Source organism: Streptomyces sp. NPDC059169, assembly GCF_042755225.1.
In the GTDB taxonomy this organism is placed as follows: domain Bacteria; phylum Actinomycetota; class Actinomycetes; order Streptomycetales; family Streptomycetaceae; genus Streptomyces.
Map to the genome: position 1 here is coordinate 1 of NZ_JBHZCF010000036.1, position 12,101 is coordinate 12,101.

General features: G+C 73.4%; 2 protein-coding genes. Both read right to left on the reverse strand.

From position 1 onward, the window contains the following. Nucleotides 1–6,437, reverse strand: a 6,437-nt coding sequence (locus ACFXOM_RS35345) for a type I polyketide synthase (protein ID WP_385041567.1), incomplete at its 3' end; no start/stop codon positions are given. 46 nt (nucleotides 6,438–6,483) lie between these two features. Next, nucleotides 6,484–12,101, reverse strand: a 5,618-nt coding sequence (locus ACFXOM_RS35350) for a type I polyketide synthase (RefSeq protein ID WP_385041570.1), incomplete at its 5' end; no start/stop codon positions are given.

Sequence of the window (12,101 nt, forward strand, 5' to 3'; positions counted from 1 at the left end):
ACGGAATCAAAGACATCCGCGAACACCGGAAACGCCTCATACAACTCCCGACCCATACCCACCCGCTGCGAACCCTGCCCCGCGAACATGAGCGCGGTTCTGCCCTCGCCACGTACCACCCCGGTGAGGACATCCGCCGGGGTCTCTCCGTTCGCCAGTGCGTTCAGGCCGCTCATCAGCTCTTCGCGGGTGGTGCCCACGAGCGCGGCGCGGTGGTCGAAGGCGGACCGGGTCGTGGCCAGGGACAGCCCTACGTCCCGCAGGCCGAGTTCGGGCCGGTCCCCGAGGTGTGTGAGCAGCCGGCCGGCCTGTGCACGCAAGGCGTCGCGGGTGGTGCCGCTGAGCGTCCAGGTGACGGGCACGGGCGGTGTGCCGCCCGGAGGCGGGGTGGGGGTGACCGGGGCCTGCTCCAGGATGGCGTGCACATTGGTGCCGCTGATGCCGAAGGAGGACACACCCGCCCGGCGTGGCCGGTCGGTCTCGGGCCACTCCACGGTGTCCGTGAGCAGCCGTACGTTCCCTTCCGACCAGTCCACGTGGGCTGACGGCCGGTCGATGTGCAAGGTGGGCGGCAGGACGCCGTGCTGGAGTGCCAGCACCATCTTGATGACGCCCGCCACACCCGCAGCCGCCTGGGTGTGACCGAGGTTGGACTTCACCGAGCCGAGCCACAACGGCCGGTCCGCCGCGCGGTCCTGGCCGTAGGTGGCCAGCAGGGCCTGGGCCTCGATGGGGTCGCCGAGGGTCGTTCCCGTGCCGTGCGCCTCGACCGCGTCCACGTCGGAGGGAGACAGGCCGGCGCCGGCCAGGGCCTCGCGGATCACCCGCTGCTGGGAGGGGCCGTTGGGGGCGGTCAGACCGTTCGACGCACCGTCCTGGTTGACGGCGGAGCCACGGAACACGGCCAGCACCGGATGCCCGTTGCGCCGGGCGTCGGAGAGCCGCTCCACCAGCACGACGCCGACGCCCTCGGAGAAGCCGGTGCCGTCGGTGCAGTCGGCGAAGGCCTTGCAGCGCCCGTCGGGTGCCAGGCCCCGCTGGCGGCTGAAGTCCAGGAACAGACCGGGCGTGGACATCACGGTGACGCCGCCGGCCAGGGCGAGGTCGCATTCGCCCGAGCGGAGCGCCTGCGCCGCGAGGTGGAGGGCCACGAGCGAGGAGGAACAGGCCGTGTCGACGGTGACCGCGGGCCCCTCCAGGCCGAAGGTGTAGGAGAGGCGGCCCGACATGACGCTCGCCGAGTTGCCGGTGCCGAGGTGCGCCTCGGCGTCCGGTGCCGGTGCGAGGGAACGGGAGGAGTAGTCCTGGTAGTTGGTGCCGGCGAAGACGCCGGTGCGGCTGCCGCGCAGCGCCGCCGGATCGATCCCGGCCCGCTCGAACACCTCCCACGACGTCTCCAACAGCAGCCGCTGCTGCGGGTCCATCGCCACCGCCTCACGCGGCGAAATCCCGAAGAACCCGGCATCGAAACCGCCGACGTCATCGAGGAAACCACCGGCACGCGTATAACTACGGCCCGGAACCCCCGGCTCCGGGTCATAGAGCGCCTCCACGTCCCAGCCACGGTCCGCCGGCCACTCACCGATCGCATCCACCCCACCCTCAAGCAACCGCCACAACTCCTCCGGCGAACCCACCCCACCGGGAAAACGGCAGCTCATCGCCACGATGGCGATGGTTTCCTCCTGGTGGGCGACCGCCTGGGCCGGGACCGGGGAGGCCGGAGCCGGTGTCTCATCGAGGTTCAGCACGGTCCGCAGCCGGGTGGCCAGTGCCGCAGGGGTCGGGTGGTCGAAGAGGAGGGTGGCCGGGAGACGGGTGCCGATGGCGGAGCTGAGCGCGTTGCGGAGTTCGACCGCCATGAGGGAGTCGAAACCCATTTCCCGGAAGGCCCGGTGGTGGGCTATCTCGTCGGCATCCGTGTGGTTGAGGACGGCGGCGACATGGGCACGGACGAGCTCCGACAGAGCCTGGCGCTGCTCTGCCTCGTCCAGGGCTGCGAGCTGCCGGGCCAGCGCGGGGCCGTCGGTGGCCTCCTCGGTCACCGGTGCGGCGGCGGCTCGTGCCCGCTGCACGTCGGGGAGGTCGGCTATCAGGGGCCGGGCACGCGACGTGGTGTAGGCGTGCGTGAAGGTGTCCCAATCGATGTCGGTGACGGCCAGTGTGGTGTCGTCGTGGTCGAGGGCGCGTTGCAGCGCGGCGACGGCCGACTGCGGATCCATGACGCGTACGCCGTGCCGGTGCAGTCGCTCGCCCACGGTGCCCTCGGCCATACCGGCTTCCGCCCAGGGCCCCCAGGCGATGGAGGTGGCCCGGTGCCCGGCGGCCCGGCGCTGCTGGGCCAGCGCGTCGAGATAGGCGTTGCCAGGGGCGTAGTTGGCGTGACCCGGTGCACCGATGGTGCCGGCGGTGGAGGAGAACAGCACGAACGCCGACAGGTCGTGCCCCCGGGTCAGTTCGTCGAGGTTGCGCGCGCCACCGGCCTTCACCCGAAGCACGCCGGCCAGTTGGGCCGGTGTGAGGGAATTGATGGTCCCGTCGTCGAGTACGGCTGCGGTGTGCAGCACCGCGCTGAGCGGCCGATCGGTCGGGATGCTGTCGATCAGGTGGGCGAGCGCGTCCCGGTCGGCGATGTCGCAGGCAGCGAATTCGGTCTGCGAACCGAACTCAGCGAGCTCCGAGGCGAGTTCGGCTGCCCCCGGGGTGTCGGCGCCGTGTCGGCTGACGAGCAGCAGATACGGTGCGCCGTTGCGGGCGAGCCAGCGGGCCACATGCCGTCCGAGCGCACCGGTGCCGCCGGTGACCAGGACGGTGCCCTGAGGTGCCCACCGCCGGGTGGTGTCGAATTCCCCGGTGGCGGCGCGAACCAGCCGCCGGGCGAGGATGCCGTGCGGGCGGATCGCCAGCTGGTCCTCGTCACCGATGCCGGCGAGTGCCCGGACCACGGCGGTGCCCGCAGCCGGGTCCAGGGTCGGGGGCAGGTCGAGCAGTCCGCCCCAGCGTTCCGGCTCCTCCAGGGCGACCACCCGGCCGAAGCCCCACACCAGGGACTGACCGGGGGCGGTGACGCCCCGCAAGGGTTCGGTGCCCACGGCGCCCCGGGTGGCGAACCACAGCGGAGCCTGAACACCGAGGTCGTCCAGGGCCTGGACGAGGGCGACCGTGGCGGCGAAGCCCCGGGGCAGGCCCGGGTGGGCACGGTGTTCGTCTTCGTCCAGGGCGAGTAGGGAGACGATGCCCGCGACCGGGGGCAGCGGTGCGTCCGGGGAGGCCGTACCGCGCAGTGACGTCCCGATCGCCCCGGCGAGCGCGGCACGGTCCCCTTCGGAGTCCACGGAGACGGTGACGGGGTGCGCACCGGCGGCGGCGAGTGCCGTCGTCAGCTCGTCGGCCGGGGTTGCGTCACCCGGGGTGACCACCATCCAGGTGCCGCGGAGGGCAGCGGGTGCGGTACCGGCAGGGACGGGCTTCCAGGTGACGCGGTAGCGCCACGAGTCGGCCCGGGCCCCTTCGCGGTGGCGTCGGCGGTAGTCGGACAGTGCGGGCAGCAACGCGTCGAGGGTGGCCGGGTCCGTGGCGAGTGCGGCGCCGAGGGTGTCGGAGTCGCCGCTCTCGACGGCTTCCCAGAAGCGGGCGTCGATGGCGTCACCGGGACCGCCGCGCACCGCGGGGGCGGGCTCGGGCCAGTAGCGGCGTCGCTGGAAGGGATAGGTCGGGAGGGCCACCGGCCGGGCTCCGCCGGCCACGGCGGTGCCGAGGACGGCGCGCCAGTCGACGGGCCCTCCGGCGACGGAGAGCTCGGCGAGTGAGGTGAGGAACCGGCGTCGGGAGCCCTCTCCCTTGCGCAGGGTGCCGACGACCGCGGCGTCCGTGATGTCCAGCGCGTCGAGCGTCTCGCGTACGGCGGTCGTCACCACGGGGTGCGGTGACGTCTCGACGTAGGCGCGGTAGTCCTGTTCAGCCAGGGAGCGCACGGCGTGTTCGAAGCGGACTGTCCGGCGCAGGTTGCGGTACCAGTACTCGGCGTCGAGCCGGCCGGTGTCGATCCAGTCGCCGGTCACCGTGGAGAAGAACGGGGTGCCGCCGCTGCGCGGGCGCACCGGGGCGAGGTCGGCGAGCAGCCGCTCGCGGATCTCCTCGACCTGCGCGGAGTGGGACGCGTAGTCGACCGGTATCCGGCGGACCTGGGCCCCGTCGGCCTGTAGCGCGGCGAACAACGCGTCGAGGGCGTCCGCCGCGCCGGAGACGACCACGGAGCGGGGGCCGTTGACGGCGGCGACGGAAATGGTGTTGCCCCACGGTACGAGGCGCTCTTCCACCTCGGGCAGCGGCAGCAGGACGGACATCATGCCGCCGCGCCCCGCGAGCGCGGTCAGCGCGCGGCTGCGCAGGACGACGACGCGGGCGGCGTCCTCCAGGCCCAGGGCCCCGGCGACGCAGGCGGCGGCGATCTCACCCTGGCTGTGCCCCACCACGGCGTCCGGCTCCACCCCCTTGGCGCGCCAGAGCCCCGCAAGCGCGACCATCACGGCGAACAGCGCGGGCTGCACGACGTCCACGCGGTCGAGGGACGGTGCCCCCTGCGCACCGCGCAGCACTTCTTCGAGGGACCAGCCGGAGAACCGTTCCACGGCTTCGGCGCACTCGTCGAAACGGGCCCGGAACTCCGTGTCGCCGTCGAGGAGTTCGGTGGCCATCCCGGCCCACTGCGATCCCTGGCCGGGGAAGACGAAGGCGGTGCGGCCGTCCGCGCCGCTCGTACCGCGCACCACTCCTGAGGCCGGGGCGTCGCGGGCGAGCAGGTCCAGCCCGCGGAGCAGTTCCCCGTGGTCGGCGGCGATCACGGCGGCCCGGTGCTCGAACGCGGTGCGGGTGGTGGCCAGCGACCAGGCGAGGTCGTGCAGCGGCGGCGGGGTCGGGTCGGAGAGCCGCTCGTGCAACCGGGCGCCGAGGGTGCGCAGCGATTCCGCGGTGCGCGCGGAGAGGGGGAAGGCGAGGTCTCGGGCGGCGGTGTCCGTCTCGCGAACGCCGTGGACCGCGGTGGCGGGTTCCTGCGCCGGGGCCTGTTCCAGAATGACGTGGGCGTTGGTGCCGCTGACCCCGAAGGAGGAGACCGCAGCCCGGCGCGGCCGCCCCTGGTCGGGCCAGGCGGTGGCTTCGGCGAGCAGGGCGACGTTCCCCGCCGACCAGTCGACGTGTGACGACGGCCGGTCGATGTGCAGGGTCGAGGGCATCAGCCCTTCCTGGAGGGCGAGCACGACCTTGATCACGCCTGCCGCGCCGGCGGCGGCCTGGGTGTGTCCGATGTTGGACTTCACCGAGCCCAGCCACAACGGCCGGTCCGCCGCGCGGTCCTGGCCGTACGTGGCCAGCAGGGCCTGGGCCTCGATGGGGTCGCCGAGGGTCGTTCCCGTGCCGTGCGCCTCCACCATGTCGATGTCCGCCGTGGCCAGGCCCGCGGCGGACAACGCCTGCCAGATGACGCGTTGCTGGGAGGGGCCGTTGGGGGCGGTCAGACCGTTCGACGCACCGTCCTGGTTGACCGCGGAGCCACGGAGCACGGCCAGCACCGGATGCCCGTTGCGCCGGGCGTCGGAGAGCCGCTCCACGAGGAGCATGCCAGCGCCCTCGCCCCAGGCTGTGCCGTCGGCCGCGTCCGCGAAGGCCTTGCAGCGGCCGTCGGCGGCCAGTCCGCGCTGCCGGCTGAACTCCAGGAACAGACCGGGCGTGGACATCACGGTGACGCCGCCGGCCAGGGCGAGGTCGCACTCGCCCGAGCGGAGCGCCTGCGCCGCGAGGTGGAGGGCCACGAGCGAAGAGGAACAGGCCGTGTCGACGGTGACCGCGGGCCCCTCCAGGCCCAACGCGTAGGAGACCCGGCCGGACACCACGCTGGCGGCGTTGCCGGTGCCGATGTGCCCTTCCAGCCCATCCGCGGCTCCGAGCAGCAGCGCGGTGTAGTCCTGCCCGTTGGTGCCGGCGAAGACGCCGGTGCGGCTGCCGCGCAGCGCCGCCGGATCGATCCCGGCCCGCTCGAACACCTCCCACGACGTCTCCAACAGCAGCCGCTGCTGCGGGTCCATCGCCACCGCCTCACGCGGCGAAATCCCGAAGAACCCGGCATCGAAACCGCCGACGTCATCGAGGAAACCACCGGCACGCGTATAACTACGGCCCGGAACCCCCGGCTCCGGGTCATAGAGCGCCTCCACGTCCCAGCCACGGTCCGCCGGCCACTCACCGATCGCATCCACCCCACCCTCAAGCAACCGCCACAAGTCCTCCGGCGAACCCACCCCACCGGGAAAACGGCAGCTCATCGCCACGATCGCCACCGGCTCCTGGCGCCCGGCCTCCACCTCTTGGAGGCGCTGGCGGGTCTGGTGGAGGTCGTTGGTGACCTTCTTGAGGTACTCGAGGAGCTTCTGTTCGTTCATGCACCCTCATCCACGTGGCGGTTCCGGAGGTCGTGCGGTCGGCGCGTCATGACATGCCGAGGTCGTTGTCGATGAAGTCGAAGATCTCGTCCGCGGTGGCGGAGTTGATCCGGTCGCTCACCCCGGCGCCGTCGTCCGCCACCGTGTCGGCGTCCTCCCGTTCGCTCCACTTCGCGAGCAGCGTCTGGAGCCGGGAGGCGATCCTGGCCCGCTGCGGATCGTCCTGCGCCACCTCCCCGAGCGCGTCCTCCAGCCGATCCAGCTCGGCGAGCACGGGCAGCGCCCCGGCGGAGTCCCCCGCCGCGACGCGCGCGCGCAGATGGCGGGCGAGGGCCGCGGCGGTCGGGTGGTCGAACAGCAGAGTGGCGGGCAGCTGGGTGCCGGTGGCGAGACCGAGCCGGTTGCGCAGCTCGACGGCCATGAGCGAGTCGAAGCCCAGCTCGCTGAACGCACGCTTCGGGTCGATCGCGTCCACCGTGTCGTGCCCGAGGACGCCGGCGACATGGGTGCGGACGAGCGTGACCAGGACGCGTTCCTGGTCCGTCTCGCTCCGCCCGGCCAGCTGTGCGCGCAGCGCCCGGAGGCCGCTCTGTCCGTCGCCGTCCACGGATCCCTGCTCCGGGGCCGCCCGCCGGGCTTCCGGCAGGTCGGAGAGGAGCGCGCTGGGCCGCACCGAGGTGAAGCCGGGTACGAAGCGTGCCCAGTCCACGTCGGCCACGGTCAGTGTGGAGTCGCCACGGGTGAGGGCCCGCTCCAGCGCGTCGACCGCGAGCCGCGGTTCGAGCATGCCCATACCGCCGCGGGCGAGGCGCTCTGCCAGTTGTTCGTCGCCCGCGCTGCCGGCCGCCATTCCGGCGCCCTCCCACGGGCCCCATGCAACGGACGTGGCGGGGAGGCCCAGGGCGTGCCGGTGCTCGGCGAGGGCGTCCAGATAGGCGTTGGCGGCGGCGTAGTTGGCTTGGCCGGTCGCCCCGGCCGTGCCCGCGAAGGACGAGAACAGCACGAACGCCGTCAGGCCGTCGGTCAGCTCGTGCAGATGCGCGGCGGCCGCCAGCTTGGGTCGCAGCACGGCGTCCAGGCGGGCCCCGTCGAGTCCGGCGAGCAGCCCGTCGTCGAGCGCACCCGCGGCGTGGAACACCGCGTCGACGGGGTACTCGGCCAGCAACCGGGCCAGCGCATTACGGTCGGCGGCGTCGCATGCGGCGAGCGTCACCCGGGTGCCCCGGGCAATGAGTTCGGCCCGCAGCTCGTCCGCGCCCTCGGCCTGCGCGCCGCGCCGGCCCGCCAGGACCAGGTGCTCGACACCCCGTTCTGCCAACCGGCGGGCCACGTGAGCGCCGAGCGCACCGGTCCCGCCGGTGATCAGTACGGTGCCGGCGCACGTCCACGGCTCGTCGGTTCCGGGCGGGACGTCCCGGGCCTGGGCCCGGACCAGCCTCCGGACGAAGACGCCCGAGCCGCGTACGGCCACCTGGTCCTCGCCCGTCCTGGCCTCCAGGACCGCGCACAGCCGCTCCACGGCCCGCTCATCGGGCTCGGTGGGCAGGTCGACGAGACCGCCCCAGCTGTGCGGCTGCTCCAGTGCGGCGACCCGTCCCAGGCCCCACACGGCGGCCTGGACGGGGGAGGGCACGGCCTCGCGCTCGCGTACCGCGACGGCCCCCGTGGTCGCGCACCACAGGGGCGCGCCGGTGCCCAGGTCGTCCAGCGCCTGGACCAGGGCCACGGTCGCGGCGAGTCCGCCGGGCGTGGCGGTCAGGCTGCGGTGCGGCTCCTCGTCGGTTCCCAGCAGGGACAGCACTCCGTCCACGGAGCCCGACTCGCCCAGCAGTGTGCCCAGTTGGTCGGCGAGCGACTTGCGGTCGGCACGGCCGCAGTCGACCTCGACCGGGACGACCGCGGTTGCGCCGTGGGCGGTGAGTCCGGCCGCGATCGCCGTCTCCCAGGCGCGACCGCCGTGACCCGCGGGGTGGGCCAGCAGCCAGACGCCGGAGAGTACGGGAGCCGGGGCGTCGCCGGCCGGCCGCCAGGTGACCCGGTATTCCCGGCCGTCGGCGGCGGTACGCTCGCGCTGCTGGTGGCGCCACGCGGACAGCGCGGGCAGTACGTCGCGCAGCGGAGCGTCGTCGGCAAGGTGGAGTCGCTCGGCCAGCTCGCCCGGGTCGGTGTGCTCCATGGCCGCCCAGAGCTGGTCGTCCACCGTCTGCTCCACCTCGGCCCCGCCACGCGGGCCGGCCGGCTCCAGCCAGTACCGGCGGCGCTGGAAGGCGTAGGTGGGCAGCTCGACACGGTGCGCGTCCTCGCCGTACAGCACGGAGGGCCCCGTGCCGAGGCCGCGTACGTGCAGGCTCGCCGCGGCCAGCAGGGCGCTGCGGACCTCGGGCCGGCCGCGTCGCAGGACGGGCAGCGCGACGGACTCCTCACCGGGATCGCGCAGGCACTCCCACGCCGCGGCGGCGAGGGCGCCGTCGGGTCCCAGTTCCAGGTAGGTCCGCACGCCGTCGGCCTCCAGCCGGCGGACGCCGTCGCAGAAACGGACGGCCTCGCGGACATGCCGCACCCAGTAGTCGGGCGAGGTCAGGTCGGCGTCAGCGGCCGGTTCCCCGGTGAGGTTGGAGATGACGGTCAAGCGCGGGGGTGCATAGCTCACACCCCGCGCGATCTCACCGAACTCCGCCAGCATCGTGTCCATCAATGGAGAGTGAAACGCATGGCTGACCCGCAAACGCCTAGTCTTTCGCCCGCGTTCGGCCAGCTGCGCGGCGATCGCGGTGACGGTGTCGGCCGCACCGGAGACGACGACGGCCGACGGGCCGTTCACCGCGGCGATCCCGGCCCGGTCCGCCAGGCCGTCCAGCAGGGGCAGGACCTCTTCCTCGGCGGCTTGTACGGCGATCATGGCGCCGCCTTCGGGCAGTGCCTGCATCAGCCGGCCGCGGGCGGCGACCAGTCGGCACGCGTCCTCCAGGGTCAGCACCCCGGCCACGTGCGCCGCGGCCAGCTCCCCGATGGAGTGGCCGATCAGGACGTCCGGCTTGACGCCCCACGAGGTGACGAGCGCGTGCAGGGCGGTTCCCACGGCGAACAGCGCGGGCTGGGTGTAGGCGGTGCTGTCGAGCCGCGCAGCCTCGGGCGTGCCCTCGTCCGCGAACACGGCCTCCCGCAGAGGGTGTTCGAGGTAGCGGTCGAACTCCGCGCAGACCGCGTCGAAGGCCGTCGCGTAGGCGGGGAAGCGCGCGTGGAGCTCGCGTCCCATGCCGGCGCGCTGAGATCCCTGGCCGCTGAACAGGAAGGCGAGCTTCCCGCCTTCGTCCACACGCCCGCGCACCAGCTCGGCCGTGTCTTCCCCCCGGGCCAGCGAAGCGAGGCCCTTCACGAACGCGTCCCGGTCCTCGGCGACCAGCGCCGCCCGGTGGTCGAAGGCAGCCCGGGTGGTGGCGAGCGAGTAGCCGATGTCACGTACCGGCAGGTCCGGGCGGTCGGTGAGGTGGGCACGCAGCCGCTTCGCCTGGTCGCGGAGCGCGGCGCCGGACCGGGCGGACAGCGGCCAGACAACGGGCCCCGACGGTTCGTCGTCCGTGGCTCCCGCGGTATCGGCGGACGCGGCGCCGCCGAGGGAAGCGGTCTCCTCCGGCTCCCCGTCAGCCGGCTCGTACTGTTCGAGCACCACATGCGCGTTGGTGCCGCTGATTCCGAACGAGGACACCCCGACCCTGCGCGGCAGTTCGAGCTGGGGCCACTCCACGGCCCGGGTCAGCAGCCGCACCTCACCCGCCGACCAGTCGACGTGCGAGGACGGCTCGGTGACGTGCAGCGTGCGGGGCAGGACGCCCTCCCGGAGTGCCAGCACCATCTTGATGACTCCGGCAATGCCCGCGGCGGCCTGGGTGTGTCCGATGTTGGACTTCACCGATCCCAGCCACAACGGCCGGTCCGACGCGCGGTCCTGGCCGTAGGTGGCGATCAGCGCCTGGGCCTCGATCGGATCGCCCAGCGCCGTCCCGGTGCCGTGGGCCTCGACCGCGTCCACCTCATGGGCGTCGAGCCCTGCGTTGGCGAGCGCGGCCCGGATGACGCGTTGCTGAGAGGGGCCGTTGGGGGCGGTCAGACCGTTCGACGCACCGTCCTGGTTGACGGCGGAGCCACGGAGCACGGCCAGCACCGGATGCCCGTTGCGCCGGGCGTCGGAGAGCCGCTCCACGAGGACGATGCCCGCGCCCTCGCCCCAGCCGGTGCCGTCCGCGTCGTCGGCGAACGCCTTGCACCGCCCGTCGCCGGCCAGTCCTCCCTGCCGACCGAACTCCACGAAGGCACCGGGGGTGGCCATCACGGTCACCCCACCCGCGAAGGCGAGATCGCACTCGCCCAGCCGTAGCGCCTGGGCGGCCAGGTGCAGCGCCACCAGCGACGACGAGCAGGCCGTGTCGACGGTGACGGCGGGGCCTTCGAGGCCGAGGGCGTAGGAGACCCGGCCGGACGTCACGCTGGTGGCATGTCCGGTGAGCAACTGTCCCTCGGCGCCCTCGGGCAGGGTATGTGCCGCCGATCCGTATCCCTGGTAGTTGGTTCCCGCGAACACTCCGGTGCGGCTCCCGCGCAGCGCCGCCGGGTCGATGCCGGCCCGCTCCAGCGCCTCCCACGATATTTCCAGCAGCAGCCGCTGCTGCGGGTCCATGGTGACCGCCTCCCGCGGCGAGATGCCGAAGAAGTCTGCGTCGAAGTCGCCGCTGTCGTAGAGGAATCCGCCCTCGACGCGCGCCGCGTCGACATCGGCCTGCCAGCCGCGGTCGGCCGGCAGCGGCGACAGCGCGTCCACGCCGTCGGCCAGCAGCCGCCAGAACTCCTCGGGGCTGTTCGCGCCGCCCGGGAACCGGCAGCTCATGGCCACGATGGCGAGCTGCTCCTCGCCGGACGCCGGACGCCCGGACACGGCGACCGGTGTGCCCGCGGCCGCCGCGTCCTCTCCGAACAGTTCGCTGACCACATGACGGGCCAGCGACGCCGGCGACGGATAGTCGAAGACGAGCGTCGCCGGCAGCCGCAGCCCTGTTGCGGCACCCAGCCGGTTGCGCAGCTCGACCGCGGTCAGCGAGTCGATGCCCAGGCCGCGGAAGTCCCGGGCCGGCTCGACGGCTTCCGGACCGGTGTGTCCGAGCACCAGCGCAGCTTGCGCACGGACGAGTTCCAGTACCGCGGGCTCCCGCTCGGCGGCAGGCAACGCAGCCAGCCCGGTCCGCAGGTTCTCAGCGGCATCACCGGGTGCCGCCGATGCGGCCGAGCGACGGGCGGCCCCGGTGACCAGGGCGCGCAGCAGCGCCGGCGGCGCGGAGTGCGGTGCCCGCAAAGCCGCGTGGTCGAGCCGCACCGGGGCGTACACCGCTCCGGCGGTACGAAACGCTGCGTCGAACGCCGCCATTCCCTGTTCGGCCGTGAACGGCACCATGCCGCCGCGTGCCATGCGGTGCAGATCGGCTTCGCCGAGCTCGCCCGTCATGCCGGCGTCGGCAGTCCACGGGCCCCAGGCAAGTGAGGTGGCGGGGAACCCCGCGCCACTCCTGGCCTGGGCGAACGCGTCCAGGAAGGCGTTCGCGGCCGCGTAGCTGGCCTGCCCGGCACTTCCGAATGTGCCGGCGACGGAGGAGAAGACGACGAATGCGGCGAGGT